Here is a 16,203-nt window from a genome sequence, read left to right as displayed (position 1 = left end):
GGGCGTGTTCGGGATGGTGCGTATGGTCATTTAGCTACGGAAAACAGAAGGGCATAATAGCATGTCCTCCCATGTTAGTCCCACCTTTGCGTTTTTGTCAGAATAGGCCCGCGGGTTTGGGAGCGGTAGTCGCCACTGTTCCAGGAGGCAGGTCTTACTTGCCGGTTATAGAAACTGGAGTGATACTTTTTCTTCCCGGACGATGACTATCCCCAATTTGGGGGCCTCCTCTGCGACCTCGCAATCGAGGAAAAAACCGCTGTTGTCGCAATCGACAGTGCCGCCGAAATGGCTCGTAACATCGAGGCGTTTTACGCTCTTCATGGGGATTAACCGCCGCTTCTCGCGCCCCTGCACCAGCAAAAAGCTGGACGCGCCTTTTGATCCTTTACCATCATCGATGATTCCCCACCCGCTTATGCGTACTCGCTTGCCGTTGAACTCCCTTACATCGAAGTTCATTTTGAGATCACCGGTTGGGGAGATATTGCGCATGTCAGCCGAGTTCAGGATTCCTCTGATACCTTTTTGGTGGACCAGCGAAACAAGGGCATGTTCTATATTGTTGGTGCCGAAGTCATGGTGCCAGTTTTGCTCTACGTACTGGCGTGCGTTGATCCCCATCTTTTTTGTGACTGCTGGGTCGTCAATTATCTTGGTTATTAGCGCGGCGAGTGAGTCCGTATCCCCGTCAAGTGCTAGATAGCCGTTTACTCCGTCTTTCACTGTCTCCTTCACGCCCCCCTCAGCGATCCCAATTACCGGGGTACAGCAGGCGTTGGCTTCGAGGGGTGCCAGACCGAACGGTTCGAGCCGTGAGGTGTAAATCATGGCACGGGCCCTGCTTAGTAAGCTGACTACCTCCTCATCGGGTATGTGGAGTTTCGTGAAGAACTTTACGCGAAGTTGTCTCGCGAGTTCATGGTAACTCTCAAGATCCGTCTCAGATGCGCCGTTTCCAACCCAAACAAGCGTCGGACGCTTGTCGGCTTCCACTGCACCGACGGCACGAATGGCACGGTCCACTCCCTTGCCGCGATAGAGTGTCCCGAGTCCGATCAGAAAGTCCTCCTTCTCTTCGCCTGTCGGCCGGTAGTCTTCCGTGTTCACGCCCAAATAGCAGACCTTGGAATCGATGTCGTAGGCTCGCAGAATACTTTCCCTGCTGTAGATGGAATTACAAAGCACCACATCGAAGGCCTTGGCATTGTCTACCTCGGCACGAGCCTGTAATCTGATAGTCCTTAGGACCAGCCAACTGCGCACTTGCTCCTTAAAAGATTCGAGGGTGAACCCGGTCTCTAAATGTGGCTCTATCCACGGCAATTCCGGAGATGCCTCGTAAAACCAGCGGTACGGTTCCCCTAGGTAGAGGGCGCTTGGAAGTCCCACGTACTTGGCGATGGCCGTGGTTCTGAAATAGAGGCAGGCATTCGCATACAGAACATCAAAATTTCCGTTGTTGATCTGTGAGGCGCACTCCCGGCAGTGCTCTTCGAAGGACTCGATCAACAGCCGAGTGGCCTTCTGGGAACGGGTAGGGGAACTGAAGCTTTCATCCCGATAGGGTAGCGGTACCACATGTTCTTTGATTAGTTCGCTTAACGGCAAGAATTTCTGATCTGCCGTGTCAGGGCACCATGATTCCAGGTAGTGGCCGCGCTCAAGCAGACCTTTAACGTGGTTGTACAGTTGTCTCTTCCCGCCACCGCTAGGCAGGTTGTGCCATATCGCTATGCGTAATCTATCCATTTGCGTTGCTCTTCCTGTCAGTAGATGCTAGTGCCACTTCCAGAAGTGGCTGCAGCTTTTGCCTTAATTCGGCATACACATTATCAGGGTGGAAGCTGCTCTTGGCGTAATCCAATGCTGCGTCCTGGAGGCGGATACGCTCAGCGGGAGTAAGTAGGAGCCGACTCACGGAATCGGCGAAACTGGTCCAATCAGGGCAGACTACATAGGGGGGCTTGTCGGCGTAGTCAATTCCTTCCACGCTGTTGACCGTCGCGACTAATGCCTTTCCTTGGCACAGTGCTTCCACGCTTTTTATCTTCAGTCCAGTGCCCGCCACCGTCGGGTTGATTACCACCGCTGCCCTGCGATACTCCTGGTTCAGGTCCTCTACCCATCCGGCCAACTCAACACGTGGGTCGTCCGTCTTAAGGTGCCTGGCGAGCTTTCCTACCACCCGAAGAGTTGCTTCCGGCACGCGTTCCCGGATCTGCGGCCACGCGTGCTCGTAGAACTGCCGCAGACCGTGCTGGTTGAGTGGGTTGTCGGACCCCACAGCCAGTATCGTCCCGGGGGTAATGGCGCCGTTGTCCACCTTCTGGACGACATCGAAGTCGATGCCAACTGTGATGACATCCCGCTCCATCACCAGCTCGCGGAAAAGCCGCGCTTCGTTACTCTGTATGGCAAGGACAAGATCTGCCTTCAAAAGGTAGGCGCGCTCTTCACGGCGGGAGCAGGGGAGGGGGTCGTCGATTCCGTAGGCGATTACCTGCTCCTTTTTGCGGGAGAACATGTCGTGCGTGTCGATGATCTTCAAGACCCCATAGGGGACAACGTCAAGGCACGGGGCAGTGAAGATGTATTCCCCTAGCACCGCACATGGCTTGTACTTCTCGCACATAAAGCGGGTTATCTGTATCAGCCGGTCCGCGGCAAGGTACTTCTTGACTCCGTCAGACTTGATCTTCTGTGCCCGGTTCTGCCCGAAAAGGCGCTCATGAAGGCTCGAATTCCCGAGAACGCGCGATATGACAGAGCTCATGGCGCTGCCGACGCCGGCATGGGGAGGAGGGGCGAGTTCGCCGTATTCGTCCCCAATGAAGTGAACCTTGTGGAACATTCGCTCCAGTTCTCTACGCTGGCTGTCCGGCACTTGGGAATGGTTCAAAAGAAGTACAATGCTGAAGCCTGCCGCCTTGAGCCAGTTGAGCATCTTTAGGATGCGTATTTCGTTCCCCGCAGACGGTGGGTGGGGCAGCACATGGCTGATGACGAGGATGTTGCGGGGCTGGTGCACCTGTGCCATTTGTGCTTACTCCAAAACCGCGTTGCGGCAGGCCTCAAGGTAGGCCTTGCCGTACTTCATGTCGGGCTCGAGGTAGTTTCCTTCGGCCCACTCATTCCACGATTTCACGAATATCAAACGCTTGTCGGGCGTGCGGTGGGACACCTGTTGGATGGCCTCCTCCAAGTGTTCCCGGAAGAGTTCCGGGGTCGAGTTGAGGAATACCTGCCCCCGCATTCCACAGCGGGCGGTGTTGTCCCAGTTGGGCAGCACGCATGGGAACTCGTCGAAGTCCTTTCTGAGCTCGGGGAGGGCGATCTTGATGTAGTCCTCGTAGAGGATGATGTCCGGCCCGGGGAAGTATTTGATATAGGGACTTGTGAAGGTTTTTTCTGGAAACCTGATGTCCCACATCTGCCGTTTCAACCCTTCATGTGGAATAAAGACATGGTAGGTAGTGAAGCCAGGGTTGTGCGGCGTCATGGCATCAAAGCCGTCGGCTTCATAACGCCAGTCGCTGTTGCGGGCATTGCCTACGAAATAGATCCCGTCAAGCCCCTCTTTCACTGCCAGGTTACGCCAGTGGTCAAGGAAGCGCTTTGGCTCTTTCAGCATGTAGGGCTTGTAGATGAGAAACAGAGGCTTGTTGTCGACTCTCACGTATCTTTTATCGTTGAAAGCTTCAAGGAGCGCATAGAAGTGTGCCTCCTCGTCGCGCGGCCCCGGGTAGGTCTGCTCGATCAGGAGACGATCTTCGCAGCCGTGCCAGATCCCGGTCCAACTGTCGTTGGCCCAGCCAAGACAGAAGGGGAAATCCGGCTCACCCGATTTCAGCACTTCGTTGAAGGGACGCTCGAGGATTCTTTTGCCGTCGAACCAGTAATGCCAGTAACAGAAAGCCTCTATGCCGTGTTCCCTCGCCAATTCCGCCTGGGCCTGCCGCACCTCCGGTACGCGCAGGTCGTAAAAGCCCAAATCGGCGGGAAGTATCGGCTGCTGATGCCCCTCAAAAAGCGGCTTCGCCTTCGTCACGTTGGTCCACTCGGTGAAACCTTTACCCCACCATTCATCGTTTTCCGGGATCGGGTGAAACTGGGGTAGATAGTGTGCAATCAGTCGGGCGCGGCATTTGGTTGGTTGAGCCTTTTGCGCATGTTCTTCCGAGAGATCCGGCGCGGTTTTTGCCTTTGATTTGAAAAGGTTGAACATTTTGTGACTAAACCTCCGGATCTAGTTTCGATTCTTCTGTCGTTTCGCCGCAAGCGGTGCGGAGATCGTGCGTAGCGGCGCTGTAAGTTTCCAACTAAGTGAGTTTTTAAGTGCGGAAACCATCCCTTCCATTTGTGTTGACACTTCGACAGCTCTGGAAAGCTTACAGTTGCTCTGCGCCAACTGCTCGCGCAGCCACGCGATTTCCCCCAGCAGTGCGATTGCCGTAGGAATTGCATCTGAAGATGTCTCGGGTGCTGCTTGAGGGCCACCTGTTGCTGTCGCAAGGAATGAGTTGATTTCCTGAGCCGACACCAATGCAATAAGTCTGGCCAGTACCGAGGCTAGATTCTTTGCCGGCTCTTTCTTCAACGAGGCAGTTTCCTCTATTACGGCCGTAACACCATTCACGTAGCTTCCAGGTGAGAAAAATTGCTTACCGCGTTCCCTGCCGCGCATACCCATATCCCGCGCCAACTGGGGATCCTGGATTAGTTTGGCTATGGCATCGGCCATGCGTTCCGGGGCGCCCAATGGCACCAAGATGCCTGTCACCATGTCCTCAATGATCTCTGGAGAGGCTCCAGCGTTCGTGGCAATTACCGGTTTGCCGGCGGCCATTGCCTCAATCGTGGTCCTCCCAAAAGGTTCGCCCAAGGATGCCACTACTAGCAGATCGAGGGCGTGGTGTACCTGTGGCATGTCGTCCCTGAAATCTAGAAAGTGCACCCTCTGAGAGATATTCAAGGAATCTATAATCGTTTCCAGGTAATCCGAATATTCCTTGTCCTTGATTCCGATCACCAGCAAATGTCCAGGCACGTTGTGCTCTTGCATTATCCCCAACGCGCGAATCAGTTCCTCGTGGTTCTTGTGGCGGTGCACCGTCCCGATGATGCCTATCAGAGGCATCTCTGCTGGGAGGGACAGTTCACGTTTCAATCGGTTCTCTTCTGGCGGCACAGTCTCAAAGCATGAGGTGTCGACGGCGTTGTATACGGTTGTGATCTTGTCTGGGGAGCAGATCCCTTGGAACTGTCGGGCTACGTACCGAGAGTTCGTGATGATGTGATCGGACAGAGCAGCTATAAGAGTGAAAGTGGTGCGGTCGCTAAACGGCGACTTGAGCGGGTGGTCTTTTAGCACCTCTCGTACGTGATAGACGTGTGGGACACCTGCTACTTCCGCGGCAATAGCTCCGGCTATTTTGGTGATGGTATTGGTGTAGACGACATCGATTTGCTCTTCAGTGATAAGCCTCAGATATTGGCCTATGACAGACAGTTCTGTAAAGAGTAGAGGTGGCAAAACTTCCGGGGCCACAAAGTCAAGCCATAAGCGTGAGTCAACGATGTAAATTTTGATTCCTAGTTTTGAGATCCGTTGGAACAGGGTGTCACTGAAACCTGAAGGGCAAGGAGGAAGCACGACGACCGGTTCGATTTTGGTCCGGTCGATGTTTTCCAGCAAAAAGCAGAGGCTCTGTTCGGCTCCGTAGAAATGTGGTGAATGGGAGATGAAGAGCACTCGGGTCTTATTGCTGCACGCACAGGCGTTGCTGGACATATCTAGCTCCTCCTAAACTGACCGAACGCCATCGCCGAAATTGCGGCTGCCTCTTCCCATGTGAAACTCTCCGCCTTTTTGAGCGCTGCTTCGCAGCATTTTTTGTGGTCGCGCCATTTGATCTCCCGCATTGCTTCAATAAGACTCGAACCGTCCGAACGTAGATCGTATTTAATTCCGACTTCAGTATCCACCACTTCGGACATAATCCCTATATTTGGGCAAACGACGGGTCTGCCGAAGGTTAGCGCAAGGAAGAGGTTTCCGGATGTGAAGATTTTTTTGTAGGGTAGTAAGACAACGTCGGAGGCCTGGAAGTAATATTGGACATCCTCTTTGAGGACGAACCGTAAGCGCGGGACTATCCGCGGGTCGAGATCAGCGGTGGTGGAAAGCCATTCACTAATGTGCCTGTCGGATGGATTACCCGCGACAAGAAGGATGTCTTCGGGGGCGGCAATCTCACGGAATGCTGCAACCGCCTCCTCGATACCTTTGTATGGCCTCACAGGACCAAAAATAAGGTAGACAAATGACTCCGGCTGCAGACCTAGTCTCTCCCTTGCTTCGGCCCTTGTACAGTTATTTGGGAAAACCGTCCTAAAGTTGCCGTGGGGAATCTTGTGGATGTTCTTGAATGTTAAGAACCTTCTTGAAACCGTATGTCGCGCCCCCTCGAAGTGCACGAAGATAACATCTGCAAGATGCGCAAGGCAGAAGCGAGTTAGATACTCAAGGAGGATATTGTGTCTTTCATGGGGAAATATATTATGTACAGTCCAGGCTATCTGGTAGCCTAGAGATCGCGCCTTTAAGAGCAGCTTACAGAAGGAAAGAAAACTCTTGAAGAACTCCCATGGCGCCTCTTTTGAGTAAATGTATGCCGGCCAGTGAAAATGTATAATGCTGATCTTACCTGCATTTTCTTCCAGCCAGGTTTCTCCCAGCCTTACACCTCGTGTATCGACAAGGTGATAACCCTGTTTCTCAAGAGCTTCATAGTATAGCCAAAAATAGTATGTGTCGTCGGCGGGGGTGGGGAAGGATGCAATATAGACAGACGGTATGTACTTGGCTTTTTTGTGAGGACAGTCTGTATTTTGCATAGCTCTTACTTGCTCTTTTGGACGTGTAATGTGTCTAGGATTATTATTTTTTTTCAAAAAAGTCCAGGGCTTTCCTCAAAGGTGATGTAATCCGCCAGCTCCAGGAGTTCAGCAAGGCCGCTAACTGTTGTTCCCTCGTCTCCAAGACCCCTTCTAACCTGATGCATTCCAGTTCCCTTGCTTGTTCAAGCTCTGCCAGAGCCTCGCAGCGTTGCTCGTACTCTGCCGCCTTAGCGGCCATGGCCTGGAGCTGTTTTTCAAGTTGTGTCCGTATCCTTTCTGCGGTCACTACCTCTACTTTTGTTAATGCTAAATCTTGCTCCTTGTTTGCCAGCTGCTGCATTAGGTTGATGTAGCGTTGGTACGAATCTAGAAGAGACCTGAACATGGCGGGATCTCGTTGGGGTTGGGTTGCCAATCGTGGCGTTGCGACTAGGTCCTCATAAAGTGACTGGAATCTCCTGACGTAGATTTGGGCATCATAGCTTTTGACGAAGTGTTTATAGGCTGCCATCCCCATTAATGACATCGTCTCACGATTTCGGCATAACGCGCAGATGTTCTCGGCTAAGGCCTGAGGGTCATCAACAGGCACGATGAACCCAGTTTCACCGTTCACAATCATTTCCGCGGTCCCACCGCAATCGGTGGCAACAACTGGCTTGCCTGAAGCCATAGCTTCTAATGCGACAAGTGGGAAGCCTTCTTTTCGGGACGGGAGCACGAAGACGTCGGCGCCAGCAAGCAATTTAGGGACGTCTGTTCTATGTCCGATGAGAAACACGGTGTCGGCGAGGTCTAATCGGGATATAGTTTGTAGCAGTGCGTTACGGGTCTCGTCTGGGCCCTTTCCTGCGACAACGAACTTGATCCTCGAGTCTTGTGTCTTAGTCATTGCAGCCGCTTCAATTAAATTGTCTACTCCTTTGTACTTGCGCAAAGAAGCGACCGTCAGGGCGACGATATCATTCGGCGCAAATCCCAGCTCAGTTCGGAGAGAATTGTCGGAACCCGGGTTGTATTTGCTACTCTCGATGCCGTTGTGGATCGTCACAAGTTTCGTTTTCGGAATATCTCGCGCCAGTTCGGCCATGGCTTCTGAAGAAACTACTACGACTACTTCTGAAAGAAGATCGATGACTTTGTGAAGTAAGGGGATTGGAATGAGGGGCGAGAGGCTCGGGTGTCCCTCTAGTGCTTCATGGATATGCCAGATATGCCTTGTCCCGGTCAATGATGCAGCAACCGCGCCTTCCCAGATGACAGATGTGCTAGTGTGGACAATATCTGGCACCTCATCCCTGATTATTTCCACAAGGTGTTGAATTCTAGCTTCGCTATCCTGTTGGCCAAAGCACATGTCTCCTTCGTTTTTTGCCCACCATTCACACCGGTGCACCAAGGTTTTGACGCCCAAGTTGTGAAGGCGTGCTTGAAGCGGGCCTTCCGCAGGAACTACCACAATAGGCACAAACTTGCTTAGATCAAGATGCTGGACCAGCGTGAGCAGACATCCTTCGGCGCCATACATGTATGGGGAGTGAGATATGTAAAGGACTTTTATCTTAGGCATTTTCAAGTACACGTTCGAGCTGGCTTCTTGAAAGAAGATGTTTTGTAAAGGTAAATCGCGTCCTGAAGACAAAACTAGGATGGTACTTAAAAACGGCGCTCATAAGGGCCCTAGCAGCGTCAAGTTTGTTTTTGTTCAATAGCAAGCGGCACCATGGCTTATAACTCTGCACGATTTCTTTCCCTTCTGCACCGGTCAGTGGTGCGGCAAGAAAGGTGGAGAGCCCTTGGAGCACTGCGTCTTCAGGTTGGCCATTTTCTCTTGCTTTGGCAAGTTCCCTCGCTACTTGCGCCAATCGTTGTTGTGAAATTATTCTTTTGAATGTAACTGCATTGGGATTGAAGCGGTAAGCGTACAAAGGGGTCGGAAGGTTCTCAAGTGGATATCTTTGTGCGAAGCGCAGCCACAAGTCGTAGTCCTGCGCCGTGGTGAAAGCTTCAGTATATCCGCCCACGGCCTTGATTGAGCTATGCCTGAAGAGGACGGATCCGTGCCAGAAACAATTGTAAGATTTGAGCTTGTGCCGGATGGTGTCTGAATCGCAGGGAGGGTTGAAGAAAGCAAGCTCGTCGCCTTGCGTATCTATGACTTTTACAGACGAACCAACCATGGCGACATCTGGCTTGTCTCTTAGAAACTGGACTTGCGTCTGGAATCGATCTGGCATGGAGACGTCGTCTGCGTCCTGCCGACCTATAAATTCTCCTCTGGCTAAGCTGAGAGCTCGATTGAGTGACTTGGTAAGCCCCGCGTTCTCCTGGTGGAGCAAGAGGATCCTCTGGTCTGAATAAGACTCGAGAATTTCCCTCGTGTGATCTGTGGAACCATCGTTGATGATGATAAACTCTAAGTCTCTGTAGGTCTGATTGAGGATGCTGGACACTGCCTCAGCTAAGTAGTCGGCAGCGTTGTAAACGCTCATAATAACCGATACTAAACCACTCACAGATTCCCGTTGAAAGTTGTAATTATTGTTTTTCAATCAGGGTGTCTCCAGCACACTTACGGGACAAAATGTCGCCTAACCTCTTATCCCAAATAGGCGGTTCAAAATGTTCACGTCCCGCAGAAGGGTGAAGGGTTATCTCACCAAAAATTGGTCTCCCGTTGACATCGTAAAAGTCAATCCGAATAAACTTTTCTTTTCCTGCTAACTTTTCAGCAAGGTTTATCATTTCATCTAAACATGCTGGCCTGACTAATGTTCCCTGATGGCAAGGATACACATGACGTATAGGTAGGACCTTAAATTGTCTATTAAGCAGAGTCAATGTGTGGTTTGTAAAGCGATCCATGTCGACTTGAATTAGTTCAACTTTTCCATTGAAGCAAAAGAACTTATAGTCATATGGGATTCTGCCCTCAAACGTAAGCAATGGTTCGATTAACAATTGAGGCCTCACCCACCGATATTGCCATTCTGCAAAATATTTCGAAAAGTCACGGCATAGCCATTGTTGTGTGAGGCTATGAATGCTTAACCAGTCAGCTGCTTTTTTATCTGGAACTACTAAGTTCATTCCTGAACCGTTATTCGCTTTAATAATGAAAGATTCTGGAAGCCTTTCCTTGTTAACGTCGCGAATATCTGTCCCAGTCCATAAAATTTCAATCAAATATTGTTTGCCAATAATCTTCTCAACGTAATCTCTGACTCTAATTTTGTCAGCAAAATCGATGTAAATCATTTTTCGTGTAGTCAGCTTGGATCGCTGTATATGCTCGTTGAATGTTCTCGGCACTACTAGGTTGGGAGTCGAGCCAAATCTTTTTTTATAATCAGTTAGGATCTTGTACAAATCAGATGGCCATAGTATGGCATCAATAATAAACATTAAAGGGAAGCAATCGTAGGGGCGATATTTTCCCTTTAACTTGACTCCGAAGCGCTCAGTTACTTCTAAAAAACTAACAATGAATTTCAACAAGGAATTATTTCCCATAGTTATGGTTATTGAATAGAAATTGATCCATTGTTATGTACTAAGCCAAAAGCAAATTCTTTACCGTATACTTCAAGTACCGCTATACTTGATTTGACGTCAATACTAGTATATTCGTAGTCAGTAGAGTGTTCCGAAATTGATAGGTTCAGAAGATACTTGCCTGGATTTAGTAACATCTTACATTTAAAAGTAACCATCATTTCATCATTGTGATGCTTGGCGCCGATATGCATTCGACGCTCATGGTAGGAATGGACTCCTAGTAAATTCTGCCCTTGGAGACTTTTGATCATCATGCCTACGCAAGGGGTCATGACAGTGTCCCGGAAAACAACTTTCATCCAGACACTGAACGTGCTGCCAGTCTGAAGTGCAACAGTTTCTGCACCATCCTCATCAAAGACCTTGAATTCTATGATTTCGGCCGCGCCACTGATGAAGTTTTCTTTTCCCGCTGTTGGATTTTTCTCCTGTTGAGTTGTTGTCTTCGCGGGTTCCTGGGAAGCGGGCTTTGGAGTTGCAGATGTTATTGCTTGTCGTGCATGTTCACGCTCCCTCTGTAGTCTGAAGTAGGCCTGCGCTACCTCATTCGGAGGACCTTGGGCAAATACCCTGCCGCCGTCGAGCATGTAGGCTCTGTTGCAAAGTGAGGAAATTGTGTTCATGTTGTGTGTTACGAAGAGCGTGGTAACCCCGTTTGACATCAAGTCTCTGATTTTGTCGTAGCATTTTGCTTGGAACATCATGTCGCCGACTGAAAGGGCCTCGTCTACTATCAGTATTTCAGGCTCAACGTTGACCGCAACTGCAAACGCCAGACGGACAAACATGCCACTGGAGTACGTCTTCACCGGTTGACGGATGAAATCGCCAATATCTGCGAAAGACAGTATCTCTTGTAATTTGTCATCGATCTGGGCGTGCGTGTAGCCCATAAGCGTTCCATTGAAGTAAACATTTTCAAGGCCGGTCAACTGTGGATTGAATCCGGCTCCTAGCTCTAGTAGAGCTGATATTCTACCGTTCACTGTGACAGAGCCAGTAGAAGGTGTAAGAACGCCTGTAATCATTTTCAGTAAAGTGGATTTACCTGCACCGTTTTGACCGATAATGCCTACAGTTTCCCCGCGGCAAATGCTGAGAGTGACATCTTTTATGGCATAAAATTCTTGGTGATACTTCTTGCGTAATGGGTGAAGTGCCTCCTTTAATCTATCCCGAGAAGAGTCGTAAAGCTTATATGTTTTAGTTAGATTGCATACATCGATAACAGTTTTGTCACTCATGTAGTCCTTCTTCGCCTGAAGTCTGGCGTTTATCTATGAACTATTCAAATTACGTCAGCAAAATGTGGACGAAGTCTCCTGAATACGATCGCGCCAACGAAGAAAATGAATGTGGTAACAGACCAGAAATATATAGTGAGTGTGTAATGGGATTCCCAAAACCATTGCTTGTAAATGAAGCTTTCTCTATATCCTTCAACTATATAATAAACTGGGTTCAGCTTGATTAAATTCAAAGTGTTGGTCGATAAATGTTTAGGAGACCAGAATATAGGGGTCATCCAAAAAGCAAATTGAAGAATCATGTTCACTATCTGACCTGTGTCGCGTATGAATAATGTCAGTGATGATGTTAGCCATGATAGACCAAGCAACAAGATAATTGCACAGATAAGATAGTAAAACACCTGGAGATTGTACAGCGAAGGAGAATACCCGTATATGCCAAACATTGTGAATATGATTAAAATGAAAAATACGTGAATGATCAGGCTTGAAAATATCTTTATAACAGGCAACATTCCAATACTGAAAACAACTTTTTTCACAAGAAATGAGTTTTCTACAATGCTGCTAGCCCCGCTTGATAGACATTCGGCGAAGAAGAACCACGGGACTATGCCTGATAACATCCAGAGGACAAATGGGAAGTTGTCCATAGGTTGAGTTTTAAATCCTACTTGGAATACAAACCACACGATGGCTATATAAATAGTGGGATGGATGAAGGCCCAAAATATTCCTAGGTATGACCCAAGGTATTTTCTCTTAAAGTCGGCTTTCGTCAGTTCTACTATGATGTGACGTTTCGTCAGAAGTTCTGCCAAAAATGCTAGAAACTGTCTTATGGCATTCATAATTTTTTTTCCAAAAGTTTTTAAGACGTAAGCTAAGACATTTGGGGTATTCTGGCATTGAACGCAGAGGAAATTCCCGAGCCCCTTGCATTGCCACTTCCGGGAAGACAAGATAGCGACAGCCTAAAACACGTGGAAACAAGCCTTGTTAACATAAACGAAAGGTGAGAAAAACTCCAGGGAAATAAGGAGTCGTACATGTAACAGCTGTCAAGGTTATAGTAATGCAGGCTTAAAGACAAAAAGGGGGTAGCCTATGCTACCCCCCCCCTCTATGTTTGAAAAAGATTATTTTTAATCTACCACAAAATTCTCTTCCACTGCAGCACCCCACCTACTTTGGCACAAACCTCAACGGCGTCATCAGTAGCCCCCTGAGTCACCCAGATGGTGCCACGGGTTGATTGATTGGCATCGTCGCAAATGGGTTGTGAAAGGGCGTTAGTATTTAATTTGACTCCACCGGCCACCTCTAATTTCTGAGATGGTGTGCTGCTGCCGATACCGACATTGCCGGAAGAAGTTACACGTAAGCGCTCCACGGGATCTTTGGCTCCAGAGGGCGATGTGGAAAATACAATGTATCCAGGGGAATATGTTGAGAGCGGCCCTTCTGTGAATACTTCTATGCTCGCAGCACTACTGTCTTGGAGAGATGGATTACTATTCTGACCATCGTATGCCTTGAAGAACATACTACCGATCCGATCGCCTGTGTTCAGTGGCGAGGGGCTGGCAGAGGTTCCGCGTGCGTGAGAGAATATGAATCCGCCCGCATATGCCGAGCTGCGGATTGTGGTGAACGCACCATAAGGTCCGGTGCCATCTGCCCCTCGAACCTCGAGGGTTCTTGCAGGAGTTCCTGTCCCGATGCCAAACGTCCCACTTGGTGTTGCCGCAACTTTGATGTTACCTGCAGTGTCCTTAATGGCCAATTTCACGGCGGTCGCAGCTTCAGTCGCACCTTGCTGAACTGTTAAAGTAATACCATCTGTAGGAGTCGCTACTTTGCTTATAATGGTAGATTGGGTCTCTGTATTCGGCAACTGAGAAGCTGGAACTTTTCCCGTTGCATCCAATGACGCGTAACCATTTGCTATACCTTTAGACGCTACAGACTCTGGCGTAAAACCGAGAGTGTTCTGTTTTGCGTTTAAGGCATTTTGAAGGTCGGTCTGACTGGTCAGGGAGCCGGTTATTGCCCCCCAAGACCCGCCGATGGGGAGGTTGGTGAGCTTAGAGCCATCACCGATGAAGGCTGATGCTTTTACACTTCCAACTACCTCCAGTTTCTCCGAAGGAGATGTGCTGCCGATGCCAACATTGCCTGTTGACGTTACTCGTAACCTTTCGACTGGGTCCTTCACTCCTGTCGGAGTTGTAGAGAACGTTATGAAGCCAGGGGAGTAGGTTGAGAAAGGACCTTCAGTAAAGACTTCTATACTCGCAGCACTGCCATCTTGCTGAGACGGGTTGCTGTACTGCCCATCATATGCTTTGAAGAACAAGCTCCCTATCCTGTCACCTGCTGATAGGGGGGCTGGGCTGGCAGAAGTGCCGCGTGCGTGTGAGAAAACGAAGCCACCAGCAAACGCTGAGTTCCGTATCGTAGTAAACGCGCCGTAAGGGCCTGTACCATCGGCTCCTCTTACCTCCAATGCTCTGGCGGGAGTTCCTGTGCCGATACCGAACGTGCCATTGGCAACTGCTGCAATCTTGGTATTACCAGAAGCATCTTTTACTGCGAATTTTACTGATGAAGAAGCTTCTGTGACTTCCTGCTGGACAGCAAGCACCCCGCCATTTATCGGAGTGGCGATCTTGGTGATGATGTCATTCGGGGTGTCAGGTGATCCTGCGGGGCCTTGCGGGCCTTGGATACCCTGCGGACCTTGCGGACCCGTTGCACCGGCATCACCCTTCGGACCTTGCGGACCGGTCGCGCCTGCTACGCCCTGCGGCCCTTCGGGACCGGTTGCCCCGGTGTCGCCTTTGGGACCTTGGATGCCCTGCGGCCCCTGCGGACCGGTAAGACCGATCAACCCGGGAAGTCCGGGCTCTCCCGGAGGTCCTTGGATACCCTGCGGACCAACCGGACCGGACGGGCCTTCCGCACCCTTGGCTGCCATAAGCTGCCATGCCTGGCTTGCACCGGGAACGTCGTTGACGGTTGCGGCGGCTACAGCGATGTAGCTGCTGCCGTTGTACTGGATGGCATCGTCGACAACGTAGTCTCCGGCTGCCCACTCTCCTTTCCAGTTCATCCCTTTTTGCCCTTGCTGACCTGCCTCGCCTTGCGCCCCCTGGATACCCTGCGGACCCGCCGGACCAGTGAGACCGGCAACCCCCTGCGGACCTTCGGGACCTGCAGGACCGGTAAGACCGGTGTCACCCTTGGGACCTTGCGGACCGGTCGGGCCTGCGGGACCTGCGACGCCCTGAATGCCCTGGGGACCTTCCGGACCGGTCAAGCCGATCGGCCCTTGGAGACCCTGGTCGCCTTTGGGACCCTGCGGACCAGCCGGGCCTGCCACACCCTGAATCCCCTGCTCGCCTTGCGCACCTGCCGGGCCGGTAAGGCCGGTGTCACCCTTGGGCCCTTGCGGACCGGTCGGGCCTGCGGGACCTGCGACGCCCTGAATGCCCTGGGGACCTTCCGGACCGGTCAGGCCGATCGGCCCTTGGAGACCTTGGTCGCCTTTGAGGCCCTGGCTGCCTTGGTCGCCCTTGAGACCTTGCGGGCCGGTCGCACCGTCGAGACCTTTTGCGGCGACAAGCTGCCACACGCTGCTTCCCGGGCCGGGGACGTCGTTAACGGTTGCCGCCGCTACGGCGATGTAGGTGCTTCCCTGGTACTGCACGGCGTCGGTCTTGACGTAGTCTCCGGCTGCCCACTCGCCTTTCCAGGTCATCCCCTGTCCTGCGGGACCCTGCAGACCTTGCTCGCCTTGCGGACCGGTCGGGCCCATCGGACCTGCCACACCCTGCGGGCCCTGCGGACCGGTTGCGCCTGCGGGACCTGCTACACCCTGAATGCCCTGCTCCCCTTGCGGACCCGCCTGGCCGGTAAGACCGGTGTCGCCTTTGGGACCTTGCGGGCCGATCGGACCCGCGGGACCTGCCACGCCTTGAATGCCCTGGGGACCTTCCGGGCCGGTCAAGCCGATCGGGCCTTGGAGACCCTGGTCGCCTTTCGGACCCTGCGGGCCGATGGGGCCTGCGGGACCTGCCACACCCTGGATACCTTGCGCCCCTTCAGGACCGATCGGGCCGATATCGCCCTTGGGTCCCTGGATGCCCTGGATGCCTTGATCGCCCTTCGGACCCTGAGGACCGGTCGCGCCTGCTGCACCGTCTGCACCTGCCGGGCCTTGCGGGCCGGTCGCGCCTGCGGCACCATCGAGACCTTTAGCGGCTACGAGCTGCCACACGCTGCTTCCCGGGCCGGGAACGTCGTTGACGGTTGCATCTGCCACGGCGATGTAGGTGCTGCCGCTGTACTGCACGGCGTCGGTCTTCATGTAAGTTCCGGCTGCCCACTCGCCTTTCCAGGTCATCCCCTGACCTGCGGGACCCTGCAGACCTTGCTCGCCCTGCGGACCGGTCGGGCCCATCGGACCTGACACCCCCTGCGGACCTTG

At 51.7% G+C, this 16,203-nt stretch carries 12 protein-coding genes; 1 reads left to right on the top strand and 11 read right to left on the bottom strand.

Annotated features, from left to right (window positions below):
* Positions 1-165: 165 nt before the first annotated feature.
* The 11 genes from D6Z24_RS17885 to D6Z24_RS21550 form a co-directional block, all read right to left on the bottom strand.
* Complete coding sequence (locus D6Z24_RS17885) at positions 166-1,752, bottom strand: glycosyltransferase family 4 protein (protein ID WP_129127976.1); 1,587 nt, start codon at positions 1,750-1,752, stop codon at positions 166-168.
* Positions 1,745-3,040, bottom strand: coding sequence for a glycosyltransferase family 4 protein (locus D6Z24_RS17880; RefSeq protein ID WP_129127975.1), 1,296 nt, complete (start codon positions 3,038-3,040; stop codon positions 1,745-1,747). Before D6Z24_RS17880 ends, D6Z24_RS17885 begins: the two co-directional genes overlap by 8 nt.
* A 6-nt stretch (positions 3,041-3,046) precedes the next feature.
* Complete coding sequence (locus D6Z24_RS17875) at positions 3,047-4,228, bottom strand: glycosyltransferase WbsX family protein (protein ID WP_129127974.1); 1,182 nt, start codon at positions 4,226-4,228, stop codon at positions 3,047-3,049.
* 21 nt (positions 4,229-4,249) lie between these two features.
* Entirely contained in the window at positions 4,250-5,794 is a 1,545-nt protein-coding gene (locus tag D6Z24_RS17870) for a glycosyltransferase family 4 protein (protein WP_129127973.1), read from the bottom strand.
* 2 nt (positions 5,795-5,796) lie between these two features.
* Positions 5,797-6,900 carry a glycosyltransferase gene (locus tag D6Z24_RS17865; protein ID WP_129127972.1) on the bottom strand — a complete coding sequence of 368 codons (1,104 nt, stop codon included), beginning with the start codon at positions 6,898-6,900 and terminating at the stop codon, positions 5,797-5,799.
* Positions 6,901-6,943: 43 nt separating this feature from the next.
* Positions 6,944-8,473: a glycosyltransferase gene (locus D6Z24_RS17860; RefSeq protein WP_129127971.1), complete on the bottom strand. Its 1,530-nt coding sequence runs from the start codon at positions 8,471-8,473 to the stop codon at positions 6,944-6,946.
* Positions 8,466-9,455 carry a glycosyltransferase gene (locus tag D6Z24_RS17855; RefSeq protein ID WP_129127970.1) on the bottom strand — a complete coding sequence of 330 codons (990 nt, stop codon included), beginning with the start codon at positions 9,453-9,455 and terminating at the stop codon, positions 8,466-8,468. The genes D6Z24_RS17860 and D6Z24_RS17855 overlap by 8 nt, the downstream gene beginning before the upstream one ends.
* On the bottom strand, positions 9,442-10,401 hold the full coding sequence (locus tag D6Z24_RS17850) for an ATP-grasp fold amidoligase family protein (RefSeq protein WP_162605179.1): 960 nt from the start codon (positions 10,399-10,401) through the stop codon (positions 9,442-9,444). The genes D6Z24_RS17855 and D6Z24_RS17850 overlap by 14 nt, the downstream gene beginning before the upstream one ends.
* A gap of 23 nt (positions 10,402-10,424) precedes the next feature.
* Positions 10,425-11,705: an ABC transporter ATP-binding protein gene (locus tag D6Z24_RS17845; protein WP_129127968.1), complete on the bottom strand. Its 1,281-nt coding sequence runs from the start codon at positions 11,703-11,705 to the stop codon at positions 10,425-10,427.
* A gap of 44 nt (positions 11,706-11,749) precedes the next feature.
* Positions 11,750-12,562, bottom strand: a complete 813-nt coding sequence (locus tag D6Z24_RS17840; protein WP_129127967.1) for an ABC transporter permease — start codon at positions 12,560-12,562, stop codon at positions 11,750-11,752.
* A gap of 299 nt (positions 12,563-12,861) precedes the next feature.
* Positions 12,862-14,604, bottom strand: coding sequence for a collagen-like protein (locus D6Z24_RS21550; protein ID WP_162605178.1), 1,743 nt, complete (start codon positions 14,602-14,604; stop codon positions 12,862-12,864).
* A 30-nt stretch (positions 14,605-14,634) separates the two neighbouring features.
* Between D6Z24_RS21550 and D6Z24_RS21740 the strand changes: the two genes are divergently transcribed.
* Positions 14,635-16,185 (top strand): hypothetical protein, encoded by a 1,551-nt coding sequence (locus D6Z24_RS21740; RefSeq protein ID WP_162605177.1) that lies wholly within the window; start codon positions 14,635-14,637, stop codon positions 16,183-16,185.
* Positions 16,186-16,203: the final 18 nt, after the last annotated feature.

This window comes from Geomonas oryzae (assembly GCF_004117875.1).
Lineage (GTDB): Bacteria > Desulfobacterota > Desulfuromonadia > Geobacterales > Geobacteraceae > Geomonas > Geomonas oryzae.
Note: the sequence above shows the minus strand (reverse complement) of the source record. Positions and strands in the feature narration are given on the sequence as shown.

Excerpts from the sequence above, each read along its gene's own strand:
- D6Z24_RS17885 (WP_129127976.1), bottom strand. The coding sequence starts at position 1,752 with ATGGATAGATTACGCATAGCGATATGGCACAACCTGCCTAGCGGTGGC.
- D6Z24_RS17880 (WP_129127975.1), bottom strand. The coding sequence starts at position 3,040 with ATGGCACAGGTGCACCAGCCCCGCAACATCCTCGTCATCAGCCATGTG.
- D6Z24_RS17875 (WP_129127974.1), bottom strand. The coding sequence starts at position 4,228 with ATGTTCAACCTTTTCAAATCAAAGGCAAAAACCGCGCCGGATCTCTCG.
- D6Z24_RS17870 (WP_129127973.1), bottom strand. The coding sequence starts at position 5,794 with ATGTCCAGCAACGCCTGTGCGTGCAGCAATAAGACCCGAGTGCTCTTC.
- D6Z24_RS17865 (WP_129127972.1), bottom strand. The coding sequence starts at position 6,900 with ATGCAAAATACAGACTGTCCTCACAAAAAAGCCAAGTACATACCGTCT.
- D6Z24_RS17860 (WP_129127971.1), bottom strand. The coding sequence starts at position 8,473 with ATGCCTAAGATAAAAGTCCTTTACATATCTCACTCCCCATACATGTAT.
- D6Z24_RS17845 (WP_129127968.1), bottom strand. The coding sequence starts at position 11,705 with ATGAGTGACAAAACTGTTATCGATGTATGCAATCTAACTAAAACATAT.
- D6Z24_RS17840 (WP_129127967.1), bottom strand. The coding sequence starts at position 12,562 with ATGAATGCCATAAGACAGTTTCTAGCATTTTTGGCAGAACTTCTGACG.